Annotated in this window: 16 protein-coding genes and 1 pseudogene (1 of these 17 running past the window's edge); 16 read left to right on the forward strand and 1 reads right to left on the reverse strand. The window is 36.9% G+C overall.

What is annotated here, in order from left to right:
* The first annotated feature begins 198 nt into the window (after positions 1-198).
* The 10 genes and pseudogenes from pyk (at position 199) to IPJ09_00925 (ending at position 10,509) form a co-directional block, all read left to right on the forward strand.
* Positions 199-1,638 (forward strand): pyruvate kinase, encoded by a 1,440-nt coding sequence (gene pyk / locus IPJ09_00880; protein ID MBK7370008.1) that lies wholly within the window; start codon positions 199-201, stop codon positions 1,636-1,638.
* Between the two features lie 89 nt (positions 1,639-1,727).
* Positions 1,728-3,431, forward strand: coding sequence for a tetratricopeptide repeat protein (locus IPJ09_00885; GenBank protein MBK7370009.1), 1,704 nt, complete (start codon positions 1,728-1,730; stop codon positions 3,429-3,431).
* Entirely contained in the window at positions 3,428-4,177 is a 750-nt protein-coding gene (locus IPJ09_00890; GenBank protein MBK7370010.1) for a DUF4292 domain-containing protein, read from the forward strand. The genes IPJ09_00885 and IPJ09_00890 overlap by 4 nt, the downstream gene beginning before the upstream one ends.
* A 34-nt stretch (positions 4,178-4,211) precedes the next feature.
* Positions 4,212-5,422, forward strand: a pseudogene (gene hflX / locus IPJ09_00895) (GTPase HflX).
* A gap of 1 nt (position 5,423) precedes the next feature.
* The gene (locus tag IPJ09_00900) at positions 5,424-6,521 is read left to right on the forward strand and encodes an aminopeptidase (GenBank protein MBK7370011.1); all 1,098 of its coding nucleotides are present in this window, start codon (positions 5,424-5,426) and stop codon (positions 6,519-6,521) included.
* A gap of 397 nt (positions 6,522-6,918) precedes the next feature.
* Entirely contained in the window at positions 6,919-7,362 is a 444-nt protein-coding gene (locus tag IPJ09_00905) for a hypothetical protein (protein ID MBK7370012.1), read from the forward strand.
* 14 nt (positions 7,363-7,376) lie between these two features.
* A complete protein-coding gene (locus tag IPJ09_00910; GenBank protein MBK7370013.1) occupies positions 7,377-7,739 on the forward strand; it encodes a hypothetical protein in 363 nt (120 codons plus the stop codon).
* 943 nt (positions 7,740-8,682) lie between these two features.
* Positions 8,683-8,955, forward strand: coding sequence for a hypothetical protein (locus tag IPJ09_00915; protein ID MBK7370014.1), 273 nt, complete (start codon positions 8,683-8,685; stop codon positions 8,953-8,955).
* Positions 8,956-9,006: 51 nt separating this feature from the next.
* The gene (locus IPJ09_00920) at positions 9,007-9,432 is read left to right on the forward strand and encodes a hypothetical protein (protein MBK7370015.1); all 426 of its coding nucleotides are present in this window, start codon (positions 9,007-9,009) and stop codon (positions 9,430-9,432) included.
* 840 nt (positions 9,433-10,272) lie between these two features.
* Positions 10,273-10,509, forward strand: a complete 237-nt coding sequence (locus IPJ09_00925) for a hypothetical protein (GenBank protein ID MBK7370016.1) — start codon at positions 10,273-10,275, stop codon at positions 10,507-10,509.
* A 218-nt stretch (positions 10,510-10,727) separates the two neighbouring features.
* Here IPJ09_00925 and IPJ09_00930 read toward each other — a convergent pair whose 3' ends face one another.
* Positions 10,728-11,885 (reverse strand): ATP-binding protein, encoded by a 1,158-nt coding sequence (locus IPJ09_00930; protein MBK7370017.1) that lies wholly within the window; start codon positions 11,883-11,885, stop codon positions 10,728-10,730.
* Between the two features lie 1,353 nt (positions 11,886-13,238).
* Here IPJ09_00930 and IPJ09_00935 point away from each other — a divergent pair.
* The 6 genes from IPJ09_00935 to rpsA form a co-directional block, all read left to right on the forward strand.
* The gene (locus IPJ09_00935; GenBank protein ID MBK7370018.1) at positions 13,239-13,751 is read left to right on the forward strand and encodes a hypothetical protein; all 513 of its coding nucleotides are present in this window, start codon (positions 13,239-13,241) and stop codon (positions 13,749-13,751) included.
* 274 nt (positions 13,752-14,025) lie between these two features.
* Positions 14,026-14,580 carry a hypothetical protein gene (locus IPJ09_00940; protein MBK7370019.1) on the forward strand — a complete coding sequence of 185 codons (555 nt, stop codon included), beginning with the start codon at positions 14,026-14,028 and terminating at the stop codon, positions 14,578-14,580.
* A gap of 398 nt (positions 14,581-14,978) precedes the next feature.
* Positions 14,979-16,064 (forward strand): IS5 family transposase, encoded by a 1,086-nt coding sequence (locus IPJ09_00945; GenBank protein ID MBK7370020.1) that lies wholly within the window; start codon positions 14,979-14,981, stop codon positions 16,062-16,064.
* 613 nt (positions 16,065-16,677) lie between these two features.
* Positions 16,678-16,977, forward strand: coding sequence for an aminopeptidase (locus IPJ09_00950; protein ID MBK7370021.1), 300 nt, complete (start codon positions 16,678-16,680; stop codon positions 16,975-16,977).
* 405 nt (positions 16,978-17,382) lie between these two features.
* Complete coding sequence (locus IPJ09_00955) at positions 17,383-18,081, forward strand: DUF2807 domain-containing protein (GenBank protein ID MBK7370022.1); 699 nt, start codon at positions 17,383-17,385, stop codon at positions 18,079-18,081.
* 285 nt (positions 18,082-18,366) lie between these two features.
* Positions 18,367-19,085: the beginning of a 30S ribosomal protein S1 gene (gene rpsA, locus IPJ09_00960; protein MBK7370023.1), read on the forward strand. 1,378 nt of this gene lie beyond the right edge of the window; 719 of the gene's 2,097 nt are visible here — the first part of the coding sequence; the start codon lies at positions 18,367-18,369; its stop codon lies off the right edge, out of view.

The raw sequence follows: 19,085 nt of genomic DNA on the forward strand, positions 1-19,085 counted from the left end.
TAAGGTGCAAAAATAAAATTTTGATTGTGATATAAAACTTTTTTTTAATTGAATCCAGCCTGACCTCTTTTGGCACGCTATTTTTATTAAATTCAACTTGATAATATCAAATCTATCTCAAAAGTTTCACAAAATTGAAATATCTTTTGAGAAACCATACAGATTTTTGCTGTATCTATGCGCAAAATTTATAAAACTATGAGCGAATATCCGCTCCTCAATACTAAAATAATCGCCACGGTCGGGCCAGCTATTGCTTCCTACGACATGTTGCTCGAAATGGCCAAAGCCGGAGTTAAAGTGTTCAGACTGAATATGTCACATGCCGATCAAGGCACGCATCTTGAAGTCATTCAGCACCTCACCAGGATCAATCAGGAGCATAGTTTCCATGTTGGCATATTGGCTGATCTCCAGGGGCCTAAGCTGCGGGTGGGCAGGATTAAGGACAATGCACTTGACTTGAAGACTGGTGATGAAATAATATTTACCAATACTCCTTGTGAGGGTACAGCCCAGGGTATTTATATGAGTTATGAGCTTTTTCCTCAGGAAGTAGTAGCTGGCGATAAAGTATTGGTCGATGATGGTAAATTGATTTTTGAAGTTTTGGAGACCGACCGTAAATCCATCGTTAAATTAAAAGTGCTCTTTGGCGGTATACTTTCTTCTAATAAAGGAGTCAATTTGCCTGATACTTTGATTTCGTTGCCCTCCCTGACAGAAAAAGACCTGGCAGATCTTGAGTTTTTACTTACTCAACCGATTCATTGGATTGCCCTATCATTTGTCAGAAAAGCGGTGGACATCACTGAGCTTAGACAAAGATTAGTAGATGCTGGTCACCATGCCAGGATCATTGCTAAAATAGAAAAGCCAGAAGCCCTCCATAATATCACAGAAGTGATTCAAGCCGCTGATGCCGTAATGATAGCCAGGGGTGATTTAGGCGTAGAAGTACCTATTGAAAAACTACCTGGCATCCAAAAAGAGATCGTACGCCGATGTATCGAACATAGCCGACCTGTCATCGTGGCCACCCAGATGATGGAAAGTATGATCCAGAATCCCAGCCCAACCCGTGCGGAGGTGACCGATGTGGCCAATGCAGTCCTGGATGGGGCTGATGCCGTCATGTTGAGCGCCGAGACCTCGGTGGGCAAACATCCAGTCAGGGTAGTGGAGGCTATGTCAAGAATTATTGGTGAGACAGAACGTTATTATAAACCCAATCAAAGTCGTTTGCCCAAGCTTGATAGTGAATCAGAAACCTTTCTCGCTGATGTACTCTGCTTTAACGCCGTCAAAACCACCGCTGACCTGGATGCCAAAGCCATCATAGGCATGACTACTTCAGGATTTACAGCTTTTAAGATATCCTCCTTTCGACCGCATGCCGAGATCTTTATTTTCTCTACCTTGAGTTATATGCTTTCTACCCTCAACCTGGTCTGGGGGGTACAGTGTTATCTCTATCAAAGTGTGGGGGATACTACTGACGAGCTAATGAACCGTGTTTGTAATACACTCAAAGAAAAAGGCCTCGTAGGCCCTGGAGATATAGTAGTCAACACAGGTACTGTGCCGATTCAATTGGAAGGAAGAACCAATATGATGAAAATCTCTGTCATTGAGTAGTTCATCGTACAGCTTTGGCATTTAGTTAGCAATTACTTAATTTTTTGGCAGCTCCTGATCCTGCTATTTAAAACCGTATTTTTGTACCCATGATTAGAAATGTAATCGTTGGTTCGATATTCATTTATTGTCACTTTATAGGATTTTCGCAGTCCACCCAGATGTCGGAGTCTGATGTGCAGGTACAGTCCATTTTTATTGAAGCCATCAGGAATAAATTGATAGATCGTCATGATTTAAGTGTGACTCAATTCAAAGAAATTATTGAAAAACAACCTGATAATCATGTTGCCTGGTATGAGCTGGCCTTTGCTTTGGACAAGACTAAAAAATATGACGAAGCACTCGATGCGATCACCAAAGCACTGTCCTATCTGCCCAATTCTACCCATTATCTTCAGTTAGAGGCCACGGTATATCATGATCTCCAGAAGGCACCTGATGAACTCAATACTTACAAAAAACTGCAATCACTCGAACCATATAAGGAATCTCACTATACTGCTATCGTGGACTTGTTGGTTCATTCCTCCAATCTCATCGAAGCTGTCAAGGTACTTACCCTCCTCGAAGACCAAAAAGGGATCAATGAGATCAGTTCTTTACAAAAGGCCAGTTTATATCAACAGTTAGGTAAGCATAAAGATGCTGAATCCGAGCTGGTCAAGCTTTACGATGCTTTTCCTACGGAAACAAAATATATGCATGCCCTTGCATCTTTTTATGTCAAGCAGAATAAAGTCAATAAAGCCAACGAACTATTCAAACAAATTATAGCTATCAGTCCAGCCGATGAAAGGGCCAATCTCGCATTAGCATCCACTTATAGATTAGAAGGAAAAGATGATGAATACCTGGTTTCGATCCAGACATTGATGGAAAACCAATCTATCCCCATGGATACTAAAGTTCTGGAGCTCATACCTTATCTTCAGAAGGGGATAGATTCCAAAGATCAGGGTCTGCTCAGCCTGATTGAAAAATACGCAGCTTTATTGGTTCAAGACTATCCAAAAGAAGCTAAGCCATACGCCTTATATGGTGATGTACTGATCGCTTTTGGGAAAAAAGGATTGGCTTATCAACAATATCAGAAAGCGGTGGCTTTAAATAACTCAGTCAAACCGCTCTGGGCCAATTATATTGAGTTGGCTGATCTGTTTGAAGATGGACCAGAAAATGAACTCATCGCCGAACAGGCGTACGACCTATTTCCTAATGATATCACTATGGCCATGGCTTACACCAAGGCCTTGATTAAAAGTGGAAAAATCAATGAGGCGAAATCGGCGCTCCTGCAGACTCAAATGATGGCTTCCAGCAGAAAAGAATATCTTGAGTCGACCAAAAGTCTGGAGCTGGCCCTGGCTTTTGCCGAAGGCAATAGTCAACAGGTCGATCAATTAAAATCTTCCATTAAATCCATCAACCCTAAATCTTTTTTAGCATATTACATCCCTGCGACATTACTGGTGAGCAATCAAAAAAACGATGCCAAAGTCATGGACTTGATCAACCAAGGATTGAAAGAGTTTCCGACTTCTGCAGATCTGCGGGGATACAAAGCCATACTTTTATTCCGGGCAAAGAAATATGAAGAGGCCAAAGCATTATTTGAATCAGCCCTGCCACTTCCTTCCGGTCAAACACATTTGTACCATGAGTATTATGGAGATACTTTGTTTATGTTGAAAGATGTTGACCAGGCCATGATAGAATGGAACAAATCGCTAGAACTCAACCCTAATAATTCTAAACTCAAAAAAAAGATATTGGATAAAACCATCAAATGAAATCATTTCCTCTCCTCCTGTTTTTTTTCGGCATAGCACTCCTTGGCTGTAATCGCAAGGTGGCTGTAAACTCCTCTGCTTCTGATCCTGCAGGATTAAGCGAAAATGATATCATCCATAAAGTGTATGATCAGTCAGTCAAAGCTAAGTGGGTGCAAGCCAAAGGGCAGGTGGCTTTGGATGGTGGTGGGTTTTTATCCAGTGGATCATTGACCTTGAGAGTATGCAGGGATTCATTAGTTTGGTTTAGTGTGACCAAGCTGGGTATTGAAATTTCAAGGGGAATAATTCGGGCTGATTCGGCTTTTGTACTCGATGTGTGGAACAAAGAATATTGGTCGGGTAGTCTGATGGAAATATCGCAAAAATATAATGTGCCGGCTCAGTTCTCTGATATGCAGGCAGTGCTTTTCCCTACATTGGACCCTATGGCCACCTATATGTTTTCAAAGCAAGCAGATGGATACCATCTCAGTCAGCCTGGCTTATTAGCCAAACAATTTCAAATTTCTTCTCCTGATATTCAGATCCAATCTATCACCGTATCTCAACATGATGCGGATCTAAAAGTGATGTACTCTGATTATAAAAAAGTTGATGATTTTGTATTTCCTTTTACTCATATACACACCATCAAGCAGCCCAACAACTTCCACGAGTCCAAAATCAAATTTAGCTCCATACAGACTGCACCGATTTACAACACTCCTTTCAACATCTCAGAGGACTATACTTTGATGAAATAGGTCTTTCGGCAAATAGAAGTTAATTTTACTGCACATGAAAGACAATTTTAGTCTAAATAATAAAGCTGCCAACTTCAAACCCGGCTATGTAGAAAAAGCCGTGCTCGTTGGTGTGGCTGCAGGGGGACAGGGCGATGCACAGCTCACTGAATACCTCGATGAATTGGAATTTCTGGCCTCTACAGCGGGGGCAAAAGTGATCAAAAGATTTACCCAAAAACTCCCGCATCCTGATACCAGGACTTTCGTTGGTAAGGGAAAATTGGAAGAGGTCAGAGAATATGCAGAAACCCACGGCGTAGACCTGGTGATTTTTGACGATGACCTCAGCGGCAAACAAACCAACAATATTGAGGAAGCGCTGAAGGTAAAAGTGGTCGATCGGAGCTCCCTCATCCTGGACATTTTTGCCAAACGTGCTCAGACTGCCCAGGCCAGGACACAGGTAGAGCTCGCCCAGTTGCAGTACCTTTTGCCCAGGCTTAGAGGTTTATGGACCCACTTAGAGCGCCAACGAGGGGGTATCGGTATGCGTGGACCAGGTGAGCAAGAAGTTGAAACCGATAGGCGGATTGTCAAAGAAAAAATTCAATTGCTCAAAGAGCGATTAAAAAAGATAGATCAGCAGGCCATGACACAGCGCCACAATAGGGGAGAGCTCATCAGGGTAGCTTTAGTCGGATACACCAATGTGGGTAAGTCGACCATCATGAACTTGCTCAGCAAATCAGATATATTGGCGGAAAACAAACTTTTTGCTACCCTGGATACGACGGTGAGAAAAGTGTTTTTTGGAGATATCCCTTTTTTATTATCCGACACAGTGGGTTTTATTAGAAAATTGCCCCATCACCTGGTAGAAAGTTTTAAGTCTACCCTCGACGAAGTCCGGGAGTGCGATTTATTGGTCCATGTCGTCGATATCTCTCATCCTCAATATGAAGACCATATCAACACAGTCAATAAGACACTTCAAGAGATCAAAGCAGACAATCATCCTATCCTGATGGTCTTTAATAAAATGGATGCTTACCGCGCCAATGTTTATGATGACCTCTTGGGTGATGAGGAGAAAAAGAACTGGAAGACCAATTGGTAGACATGATTAAAGCACGGTATAACCTTCCAGCTGTATTTATCTCCGCGACTCAAAAAGAAAATATTTCGGAGCTCAAGACAGTGCTTACCAGGTTGATCAAGGAACTCTATGTTGTACGATATCCGTATATGGTAAAATCGTGGTAAAATGTCAGAACAGGATTTAAAAGCTTACAGCGATCTGTTATTAGATTATTGTTTAAACGTAGGTCCCGGAGAAAAGCTCTATATCCAATCGACTACGCTGGCCCAGCCTTTGATCAAACATCTTTACGCCGGTGCACTGGAGCGAAAATCCATTGTAGAGTATCATTTGAGTTTTGATTCCCAGGAAGTTCTTTTTAATAGACATGCCCACGAAGCTGCAGCAAAATGGGTCAATCCCTTGTATGCTATGGCAATGGAACACTTCGATACTTATTTGTATATCAGGGCCCCTTTTGAACACGGTGAACATATAACCATGGATCCGGATTTAATGGATATGAGGCGGCAAGCCCTGGCCCCATACCAAAAGATCTACAGCACCCGCACAGGTACCAGGTCATTGCGTAGAAATCTCTGCCAGTATCCGACACTCAGTGCAGCCCAGGATGCCGGTATGAGTTTAGAAGCCTATGAAAAATTTGTGTTTGAAAGTTGTTTTCTGCACACAGTCGATCCGATTGCCCAATGGAACTCTTTGTCTCAGGAACAGGCCAGGGTCGTAGATATGCTCAACCAGGCCAAAAGGATCCGTTATCTAAATGCTCGTACGGACATCTCATTTTCAGTCGAAGGCCGCACCTGGATCAATTCTGATGGCTTAAACAATATGCCCAGCGGCGAAGTCTATACTTCCCCCATCGAAGACTCAGTCAATGGCCATATCTATTTTGATAATCCACTGATCTATCATTCTCGCCTGATCCAGGGCATTTACCTCGAAGTAGAGTCAGGAATCATCCGCATGGGCCATGCAGATGTCGGTGATGAGGTATTGCAGGAGATCCTTCAGGTACCCGGTGCCCGCGTTTTTGGCGAGGCCGCCATAGGCATGAACCCCTTCATCCAGGTACCTACTAAAAATATTTTATTTGACGAGAAAATGGCCGGCACGGTCCATATGGCCATCGGACAGTCTTACTATCAGTGTGGTGGTAATAACGAAAGTAGCCTGCACCTTGATTTTATAGCCGATATGAAAGAAGGGGAGATCTGGGCTGAGGGGCTCAAAATATATGAGCATGGCAGGATTGTCGCATGATTTATCTACATATTGGCGACTTCTCGAAATAATTATTTGAAATTGCTCCATGCAATTAGTTCATTTACAATGAGTTGGCAAATATTATTGTGCATATTGGCATTTGTCCAATCTTCTGCAATTTTATTTCAATCTTCTGCAACATCGTAGAGATTTTATACGAATTTGGTTATCTTGATGAGTCTTAATTTGTTAATGATATGTTAATTGAAAAAAAAATACTTCCTTCTATTTTCTGCTTTAATTTTATTTCAATTCTTTGAATGCGCTGTACATCCTAGGCTTTTACAATGATTTCAGAGAATGCCGGATCCTGAAAAGGCGATAGAGTAGGGAAAAAATTTAATTTCTTTCAAATGAAAAAAATATTATTTTTTGTTTTTTAATTATTTCATTTATGAGTTGTCAGCAAGACTCTCTGTTGGATGAAAATCTGATTCTAAAGTCCTTAACAATAGAGTTAAATTTTCCCCAATCTCACTTCGGAAGAGCTGAAAAAAGCTTAAATTTAACTGTTCAAAAAAGTACAAAAAGTGGCTTATTAGAAATAGCCAATGATGAAGTTTTAAGTCTTAATTATGTGTCTTTTAATGGAAAGGCCTCCAATTTTTATATGTTGGCTGAGGATTTTGCAGATTATGAGAAAAATTTGAAATCAAAGGGATACGGGTTTCGATATGCTGACCAATATATTGGTTCTGGGTGGATGGAACAGGAACAATCTGATGGTTCAAGTTGTTTTGTTTATGGGGATGCATTTATGGTTACAACTTCTAATGGGTGGTATGCATATTTCAGGCCAAATCCTACTGTTAATCCCATTTGTGGGTTTTTCGCATGATACAAACTTATAAAATGAAAAAAAACTTCTTATTATTTTTCTACTTATTAGTCCCTTTTAGTAGTTTGATTTGCCAAATTAATCATTCTGAATCAAAGGAAACTAAGGTTTTCTTTGATTCTTTGTCTATAAATAAATTTGATGGGGAACAATCATCATTCCTTGAAATTTTTAAAATTGATTCAAATTCCAGGACACTGATTAAAATAAATGATACCTTTTATGATGAACCAAAGACTGCAGCTGATATGGTTCTGAGCTTAATTAGTCAAGGTCTAAAAGTGAAAAAATTTGAAGTCATTAATGACCTTGATAAAATATCGGAGAGTTATAAATCCAAGGTGCCTTTCCAACGGTACATTATTTTCAAGTTTTAGAACCTTTTTATTTAAACTTGTATGTTTTAGCTGCCTAAGAGATTGGTCTAGTCCCCTAGAAAATGAATATAGATCATATTGATATTACTATTAAATCATTAAAAGATCTTGTAATTTGGGCAGCATACATTCAACTCATTTATTAGTTATTTACAAGCCCAAATATTTTTAAGCAAACTAAGGATCCAAAAGAATCATTTCATATCTTTTTTAATATATTGATATTTTTGAATATTACTATTATCTTAATTCTGGAAATCCGTAAGTATTTAAGCTGAGGATCAAGTTTTGGGATTGAGTTATGAATGAAGCAAAATAATAAATGCTACGCTGCTTGACTGGTCAGTTTGCTCCCAAGATTTATGCACATATGCACATGTACCAATCGGTACCAACGGTTTCGCTGCTCTTGATCTCAATTGGATACCGATGAGGTCTATTTCTGTGCCTAATGTGGAATCAGATTCCACTTTTGTGCAGCACTTGGTACAAGATTCAAGACTGGATACGAATACAGATAGTAAGATGGGGAGATCCATCTAGTTTAAGAATTTGTTTATGAATATGGCAGGATTGTCGCACAATTATTTTGTGTAAGGTCTGTATTTCAATTATTTTGATCCTTAATATTTGAACTAATTCTTTCATTTGCAGGGAGTTATGAAATATTATTCTGCCAATTTGCCAATAAGAAAAATCATGAAATATTATTTCGATCAAGGTATTGAATTTGTGGATTATAGCGGTATAAGGTGGGTTTTATAAAGTAATATATGTTAATAAATTGTTAATTGAAAAAAAAAAATAGATTTATAACTTTCCCTAGCTACTTTTGGTACAATTCTTTGAATGCGCTGTACATCCTAGGTTTTCACATAAATGTCAGAGAATGCCGGATCCCGAAAAGGCGATAGAGTAGGGGTGTTTGATTAATTTTATCAAAATGAATATTTCTATTTTTAGTGTCAAAAAAAGCAATGTCAAAAGATATCTTATGGCATCATTGTTTGTTGTAGCAATTGGAGCCTCTAGTTTTACAGTTGAGAGTACACCTTGTTACGACAACTTTATTGGGGATATGGTGGAGACTTTAGCTGCGACAGCTGGTGCTGCGTTAGCTGGCCCTTGGGCTTCTTTATTTACGGGAGCTATAATGGGCGCTGCTGCAGGTTATAAATATTCCAAGTGCATGGAAAATACATATGGAAGTAATTAGAAGTTAAAAAATTAAAATATCCTATTCTACAAATCATTAAAGTTTATTGTCATGAAAATATTAAAATTAACAGCTATTTTTATTCATTTCTTTTTGATAGCAGCATGTCTGTCCAACGAAATACGATCAACTGATGAAGTAAAATTGTTAATGAGTCAGGATCCAGATGTTGCAGCTTATCAATCTTCCAATGCCATAGTCATATCTTATGTTTTTAAGTATAATAATCAAAAATTTAAAGAGTTCAACGAAATATCACTCAAATTTAAAGATGGCTCAATTAAACCGGCAAATGAATTAGAGGTTGAAGCAAAAAAGTACACAGAAGCTATGGAGTCAGCATCTGTTAAGTTAGGTATACTACTTAAAAGGTATCCGGAAACAGTAAACAATGAGAAAATCAGTAGTTATCTGCATGGGCCTAGAATGAATCCCACTCCAAAAGAGGTTCTAGCCATACGGAATACAAACGAATAGTACTTAATATTGTAAAACCAAAAAAAAATAATAGCATGAAAAAATGGATATTAACTATGTTCAGCATTTTTACGACTGTTATATTATTAAATGCCAGAGTTAGTTGTGAACAACAGTTCAACAACGACATGAATAAAGCCTGGATTGAGTATGAAAATGATCAAAACCATTGTGGGTCTAGTTCCATGTGTAACCGTGAAGCGGCTTTAAGTTTTAACCTTCACATTGATTTTGCATTAGATATGTATGGAAGATGCTACGGCTGTTAGGGTTGTACTATTTCAGTAGTTTGAACGAATACTTCGATCCGCTTAAATATTTACAGCAGGTAGTATTATTTCTGCCAGTTGTGACTGTAAATGTGAAACTTAATCCTTAAATTCTTTTTTAGATGAAACTAGATGGCATTATTCTAATAATCATATTTGCATTTACTGTCATATTTACCAAGGATATTATCAAAACGCCAAAAAAATACATATCATGGGATATCTTTAAGGGTGATGGACGAAAATTATTTGAAATTGCTTTGATTCTTTGGACGCTATGGTATATTTTCAAATTACTGTTTATTAAATAAATTTAAAATTGTGAATAATTTCGGCAAGATGCTATTTGCATATTGTTAAGGATACGGGCCATTGAAAGATATACATTTAAATTGATTCCTTCTTGGAAGAATAAGTAGATATTTGTCTACAAAATTAAAATAAATGAACAAGATTTTTGGATTGATAAAGACCCTTGTGTTTTTGTAGCTGTGGTTGAGGGTGTGCCTTAGAGGTTTGTGCTGTTCAATAATTAGTTTAATTTATTTAAATAAGGTTAATTTTAAAATGTATGAAAAATATAGCGGTATTCTATGTTGCGGTTCTGATCCCGATACCTTTGATTATTTATTTATTTTCATTTGATAATTTGTTATTGGCATTTTATGCTTTAGCACTTTATGCTTTGGCTTATCGACCTGTCATTGATTACTTGAGACTTCTTTCTAAAGGAGTTTCCAAGGAGCCATTTTGGAAATTATATATTCCTTTATTTAGAGTTAAATATTTTCGTGAATTATATATGTAAGAAATGGCCATTATATGTATATGTCTGGAGGTATTATAGGTCGAGAAAATGGCCGCTACGGGTCATATGGCCGTTGGCCAATCAAATTACCATTGTGGTGGTAAAAGTGAAAGCAGTATCCATCTCGGTTTTATAGTCGATAGAAAAGAAGGGTAGATCTGTGCTGATGGGGTGAGGTTAATTGAGAGTGGACAGTTTATTTTTTGATTTTCCTCTATTTATTCCCCAGCCAATTTCTTTACCAAATCAACCCAACCAAGTATTAGTCCATTAGATCGTAGTTGAGTTTGTTCACCTCCATAAATTATCTTCCCTTTATCCTTAGCCAGGCCTGTCAGTTTTGTCCAATAATTGATATTTGCAAGCCAGTCACTCGCTATGGTTTCGCTGCTTTTTATCTCAATCGGTTCCTGGTTGAGGATTAGGTCTATTTCTGTTCCCGATATTTCCCGCCAAAAATGAAGATTTGGCTTTTGGCCTTTATTCGTGAATGATTTATGATATTCATTCAGGATCATGTTTTCAAATAGGGCCCCTTTCAAAAAATGAAATTTTACATCTGATGGCTTGGTGATATTGAGTAGTGCGCAGGCTAGTCCGGTATCATAAAAGTATAGTTTTGGCGATTTGATGATTCTTTTATCATAATTATTCATCCAGGGAGGAAGCAGCCAGGCTATATATGATGATTGTAAGACACCTATCCACGACTTTACTGTTTTTTGATCCAGGCCAAGTGCATTACCAATATTTAGAAAATTGATTTCCTGACCGATCCTGCCTGCACAGACGGCTACAAATCTTTCGAATTGGAATAGATCATTGATGTTTTTAATCATTCTGACATCTCGTTCGATATAGGTCCTGATATAGGATGGAAACCAATCATTGGGTGGTATATTATCCGCTATGATTGGAGGGTATCCGCCATACCAGATGCTTTCATCGACAGACTTTAAATCAATCTTATTTTGATATAGTTCTACCTGAGAAAACGGAGATAGTTCTGTAATAGCTATTCTGCCTGCCAGAGTTTGGGTGATTGACTCTTGTAACAATAAATTATTTGACCCGGTAAGGATATACCTTGCTTTTTGATTAGATTCATCTATCTCTTGTTGAAGCCAGGACATAAGTTCCGGTACCCGCTGTACTTCATCCAGAATTACTCCCTCAGGGTATGACTTTAGGAATTGAACGGGGTCAGTGGCAGCAAAATTTCGATTGACGGGATTTTCAAGAGATATATATGGTTTGTCCGGAAAGCAGGCTTTTACTAAGGTAGTTTTGCCACTTTGTCTTGGGCCAAGTACAGCCAGAGCTTTAAATTGGCTAGCCTGATGCTTTAAATAGGTTTCTAATTGCCTTTTTAACATGGACGATAGGATAATTTATGTATTTATTATTTACAAATATATACTAATCCGGAATTAGATTCCACATTGGTAGGTATTTCTAACAAAAATCTTCAAATCACATTAGTTGTAAGTAAATTATTCCAGGACTTTATACACAAAATGGTTAACCATTTAGTGTAACTATCTTATTGATTGTCAATATAATTCGTTGCTACTTTTGTCAAGTTGGCTTATAGTAAGACCTGGAATAAATCTGCTGACCTGGCAAGGTTTCAAAAAGGTAAACGAAGAGGCCTCGTTCTACCTGGCAAACCCTTCCTGGCGCAGTAGAAAGGCTTCCAGATTTCGTTCCAACCAAATTACGGGGTTGAATGATAAATTTTCTACTTTATTGGCTGACAATCTTGAGGATCGTTTTGCATAGACAGAGGCCTTGTCAAAAGCTATTCTAGAAATAATTGATACAACAGAGTTGCAGTAAGTTGGTTTCGAAATAGCTACGGAGTGGCTACTGCAATTTCAAATCCGATTTTTATGGTGTGCTAATTGTCGTAAAGTATTAACTTAGTCTGATTATGAGTCCTGATCAGTCCTTAGATCTTTTGAATTCTATATTATTTCCGCTAGTCTTTTACCTTGAATATAAAAAATCTCAAAAAGCGAAGCCCAATTACGTTTTCTCCAGGAGCTTAAAAATCTTTGTTATTTCACTTCTTGTATTTACAGCGATTGCTATTGGGCTGCAGATATTTAGAAGTGATCTCAATAGTTTGCATATTTTCGTTACTTGTCTTCGAAGCTTACTTTTGTTATTTTATGCCTATTACTTCATGCGAATGGCTTATGATAAGTGGTTGAAGCCCGTGTAAATTTAACTACTGCGAGACCATGACTACACTTGGCTGTTGCTAAAAAGAAGGGGAGATTTGGGCTGATGGGGTGAGGATATATGAGGGTGGCAGGATTGTTTTATAATTATTTTATAAGAGCACAACTAGACCTGGAAGGTTTCAAAACGGTAACCGAGGTGTAAACCTTCCAGGTCTTTTTACGTAAACTGATTCGTATTCAGTCAGTTGCAATATATTATACCACGTTTTGACGCTGGGACAGAATGGTAGAATATTATAGCGCATAATGCTAATACTCCTAGAATAAATGGATGTGTAATTGTAGAGGTTAAGAGTATTATATGTTAATGATATGTTAATTGAAAAAAAAAAAAAATACAGTTAAAGACTTGTCACTATATTTTTAAACCGTTCTTTCGATGGTGCTGTACATCCGGAGTCACTGCCCAGATCAGAGAATGTCGGATCCCGAAAAGGCGATAGAGTAGGGGATGAATTAATATTAAATAATAGATTAAACATGAATTCAATAAACAGCCTGTTTGAAAAAATAAAGGTTCTAAGTATAATGACCATTCCATTTATTTTTTTTTCTTGCCAGGAGCTTCAAAACTCCGCCGATGTTTTGGATGCTAAACTGATCAATAGTGTCATCAATGATGAATCTTATCAACAATTGAGAGATAATTTATCAAATTATTTTATAGCCTCTGATACAAAATTAATTAATGAAAAGGTGGTTAAAGATAAAATACAAACTACCGAACTTGGCGATCTAAAGCATTATTGTGATTTTGATCAAAAATCAACTTTATATGATTCTGATGTAAAAATGTATTTTAAGCTTCAATGCGCAATAGAGAAAAGTTTTATGGAATTGGAAGAAAAGTACAAATTTAATTCAGGACTAACAGACTCCGAAAGAAACGTTATTTGGAAGGCATATTCTGATATGACAAACCAAATTCATGTAAAAAATCAATATAAATCTATTGTTAATTTTAAAATAAATGAAAATGAAAATGAAAATTAAGGTTGTTTTATTTTTATTTCTATTTTCTTTGTGGTCGACCCACTTCAAGATTATCTGAACTCAATAGATCGAGCCGATATGCTGTATTCCAGTTGTATTTCAAAGTCTGAGTCTGTAAGATATGCAGATGCTTGGCAGACAAAATGCTCCGCGGAACGTACTATTTTATATAATAGAGCTTGGGATACACTTTGCAGCTCTTCTGGAACTTTATGTATCACAATTTACGGATAATTTTATTAAATATTTTCACCATCCATAACTCATTATTACAATGAAATATCTTACAATTATTATTTTCGTATTATTTTCGAGTTGTTCAAACATTGATTTTATTAATCCTGATTCCATTCTTGAACAATCTGATTTTGAAGTTGATAAATTTGTCATTCTGCTAAAAACTTTGAAGTACGAAATGCTTCAACATGTTGAAAAAAATAATGGAAATATTACTAATTATATTAGTGAAAACGAGAATTCTAATTTATTTATAGCTATTAACCATGAAATTTTATTGCTAAAATTAGACTCACGTGCATTACAAAAATCTGAACAACTGCAATTCAAGTTGCTTGGGTCGCTTCCAACTACAATAAATGAAAAAACAAATTCAGTAACTCCTCAAGAATGTTATGACAATTATGCTTCGAAACAATCTGAATTGGATCGAAATTATGCGATCGCCACTACGGGATTTATATTAAATGCTATTTTTGGAAATCCAATAACTGCTGCGATTGGGATAATTGCTACAACTGGTACATATACTAGCAGTACTTACTCAAATACACAAAATTATGAAAGATGTATTCAATTATCATTGCAATAAAATATTATTAAGATCAAATCATTAAGAACGACATTGGTTATTATTATTTTTGGAGTTATTTTATTTTTAGTTTTAATAAAATTCAAAATTGATAGCTACTATTTAAATTATCTATTGACAATAATTTTTATTCTATCAACGGCTGTATTAATTATTCAGATTTTGATTAATAGAAATGCGTCAAAATAAAAATAGTGTTAAGGTTGACTCCATAAATGTGGGTTCGAATTCGAATAAATATTTTAAGCTGCTTGGGATTTTGGTTCGTGTATGGGTTGGGTCTGATAAATAAAATCAATAAAATTCTTGTATGGATCCATTAAGGCTATCTCTAAAAACCCCTAAAATACATGCATTAAAGTTATTATATGATAAAATTGGGTAGTAACTTGTTGTTTATGAAGACAAATTCAAAAAAAGGCAAGCTGAAAAGAATTTCGCGCAATCCAGATCTATTTGAACATCAAGATCGGATAGAGAAATTAAAAAACCAAAATAACAGTTTGGTGAAACTGAATAGGTATATTGATTGGTCCTTTTTCGGAAAAGAGATTGATAATCAACTACCTACGGTTGACTATAGTAAGGGTGGAAGACCGCCAATTAGTAGGGAATTAATGTTTAAAGTATTGGTGTTGCAACATATGTTCAATTTATCAGATGATGGAATTGAATATCAAATATTAGATCGAAATTCATTCATGGAATTTTTAGGATTAAAAACATATAAGGATATACCGGATGCAAAGACAATTTGGTTAGTAAGAGATCAACTAAATAAGCTTGGCATATTGGATGATCTATTCGTAAAATTTGTTGATCAATTGGTGGCAAAAGGTATAGTATTGAATAAGGGCACGATAACAGATGCTACAATAATCGAAACCCCAAAGCAGCGGAATACTAAGGACGAAAACGCTAAAATCAAAGAAGATAAAGGAGATACACTGTGGGCAGATGACGAACATAAAAAATCTCAAAAGGATATTGATGCGAGGTGGCTCCAAAAAGATGGACAAAACTATTTTGGATATAAGTACCATGTTGTAGTTGATGCCAAAAGCAAACTGATAGTTGACTTTGAAGTAACGCCGGCAAATGAACATGACTCCCAGTTGATGACCGAATTTATAGATAGAAATCCTGATGTAGATGTGATGTATGCTGACAGCGCGTATATATCTCCTATTATTTCAGAAAAACTAGCTCAACATGGAATAAAAAATAACATTCACATAAAAGGAAAGAGGAACACCCCATTGACAAAATCACAATTTAATTCCAACAAAATGAAATCCAAAATTAGAGCTAGAGTGGAACATGTATTTGGAATGATTACCAAAGGCATGGGAGGCCTAATGTTTCAAGTAAGAAGCTTAGTGAGAGTAACGGCTAAAATAACATTGATGAATTTGACTTACAATATTAAACGGATAGTACATTTAATAGAAGCCAATGGCGGAGCTATGCCTAGTTTTAAATAATAGCAAGACTGAATCATCCGATAAGATAAAATCGATCAATGAAATGATAATTAAATGCAAATTCGATAAATCTAGAGATGATTCAACAATGACATACTGTATACAGGATTACGTTTTAAAATTTGGAAAATTTCAAATTTCAATAAAACGCTAAAAAACAATGTTTTTAGAGATTGCCTTAATTAAAATCGTGTTTTTGATTTGTCTGCCAATTGTTTACTTTGAAATAATTCTAAGATGCATCAGAAATCCCAAAGAATTTTTTAGTAAAAAGCGATTGAATGAGGGTACTGATTTGGTAAGGGACCTTGCAATTTTTACTATTTAACTGCTGCAATAATTTCTGAATTAATAGTGTATTTAAAGTAAGTAATTAATTTGATTTTCAGATTAATAATAGAAAAGTTGGACCATCATAAACACGCACTGCATTTTAGTAGTTTCCTGGCCCCTAAATAACCAGACCGAAAATACAAAAATATTTTTGCCCGATGCTTCGGGTAGAGATGAAACAGAGTGAAGACGGAATAGAAAAGTTCAGGAGCGAGAGTAAGTAAGTACTCTGAGGGAAGCAAAGTGAATGGGCTAAAGCCTACACAAACCTAGAAGTACCATCATATCAGGCCATGCCGACCTTGGAGACGAAGTCCTTCAGGGATTCTATGAGTACCGGTGCCCGTGTTTTGGCGAGGCAGCCATTGGCATGAACCCCTTCATCCAGGTACCTAGCATAAATATTTTGTTTGACGAGAAAATGGCCGGCACGGTCCATGTGGCTATTGGCCAATCATACTATCAGTGCGGAGGCAAAAACGAAAGCAGTATCCATCTCGATTTTATAGCCGATATGAAAGAAGGGGAGATCTGGGCTGATGGAGTCAAAATATATGAGCATGGCAGGATTGTCGCATGATTTATCAACATATTGGCGGCTTCTTGAAATAATTATTTGAAATTACTATATTAAAACCTAATGCGTAAATTTTATTTTATATGGAACAAGATGGCATTATTCTGACACTCATATTTGTATTTACTGTCATATTCATAAAGGATATTTTCAAAACCCCAAAAAAATACTTATCATGGGATATCTTTAAGGGTGATGGACGAAAATTATTTGAAATTGCATTGATTCTTTGGACGCTATGGTATATTTTCAAATTACTGTTCATTAAGTGACGAAATTCTTTAATCACCAGTTTAAATTATGATTGTTGAAGCATCAGGTGGTCATACATTTTAACTAAACCCTAACTAACTATCCCTCTGATTGCCCAGTCATCATAGTATTGAATAGTCTTTTAATCTATTTGCTATGAAAACTAAATCTTTGTTATTCGCTTTGGCCACCATCCTGATGCTAGGATCCTGCCAAAAAGACCTTGGAGAATTTGTAACTGTAACGATACCAACTGCCTCGTTTGACCAACTTCGTCACGACGCTTCTGTAGACATAGTCTTGTCACAGGGGCCAGGACGGTTAGTGGAGTTTGAAGGCTATGATCTGGTATTAAATGAATTATCATTTGATGTCAATAATGGCAAACTGACCATTCGTCAACATGGGCTATATGGATGGTCTGGTAAGTCTACTATATACATAACAGTGCCTGATCTGAGTTTGATCGATTTGGCCTCTTCCGGGGACATCTATGGTGATAATCGGTTTAAACCCAAAGGTTCGCTGGAGGTCAGGTCCAGGGCCAGTGGTGACATAGACTTATACCTGGATGTGCCTGATTTATACACCTCAGTGCAAGGTTCAGGGGAGATTCGGCTCAGAGGGTATGCCGATCATCATGAGATAGAGCTGGATGGGTCTGGGCGTCTTTATGCCTTTGGCTTGCAGACTTATAGAACCAGGATCACCCAGTTTGCCAGTGGCGATGCCGAGTTGAATGCTACCAATAGCTTATATGTAAGATTGAGGGGATCAGGCGATATCTTTTTTATTGGCAATCCTTTTGTAGACCATTTTATCACTGGTAGTGGTCGATTGATCAATGCCAATTAAGCCTCTTTCCAGCCTTTTTAGCTATATTCGAATGTATCTCAGAGAAGACCTTTGAAATCTTGCAACCATTTGCAAATTATTAATTCGATTCCTGGCTTTGATATCTTTATAACTTACTATACATAGATGGCTATTTATCAATCATTCATATGCATTTGTGCCATTTTCACTGCTGATTTATTAAAATTAATCACTTAATGTTTCATTTTTTTCTTTGAGAATAAAAATATTGCCTTAAATTTGCCCCGCTTTACACGTTAGGTACATTTAAAATCTGCAGAAAACATGCTGGAAGAAAAAGATGATGTCCAGGATCTGGATGAAAATTTAACCCCGTCTGAAGAGGAGACGCCTCTGATGACCAATGACTTATTGCAAGAAGATGAGGCCGTTGAACCTGAGCCAACTGATGATCTGGAGCTAGTGTTAGAACCAGTGATGGTAGAGGAAGGTTCTGCCCATGATGATTTTAACTGGTCTGCCGGCAATAGAAATACAAGATATTATAACCCAGAAGAAAGGACTGCTTATCTAAATCAATACTCAACTACCCTTACTACTTTAGGGGATCATGAAATAATCAAAGGAAAAGTTTCTTCCATGCATGGTGGAGATGTAGTACTTGACATCAATTTTAAGTCTGACGGTCTTATCCCTTACGATGAGTTTAAAGACATGGGTGATCTTAAAGTAGGTGATTTTGTAGATGTATATGTAGAGACTCAGGAAAATGCAAAAGGTCAGTTGGTTCTTTCTAGAAAAAAAGCCAAACTTTTTAAAGCATGGGAGACCCTGGTTGATTCATTCAATAATGGTACCATCATTAAAGGTACCGTGATCTCTAAAACTAAAGGTGGCCTTATCGTAGATGCCAACGGCTTGGAAACGTTTTTGCCAGGCTCTCAAATAGATATAAAGCCCATCACTGACTACGATCAATATGTAGGCAAGACGATGGAGTTCAAAGTAGTCAAGATCAACGAAACCATTAAAAATGCAGTGAT

The organism is Saprospiraceae bacterium (assembly GCA_016709995.1).
Classification (GTDB): Bacteria; Bacteroidota; Bacteroidia; order Chitinophagales; family Saprospiraceae; genus JADJLQ01.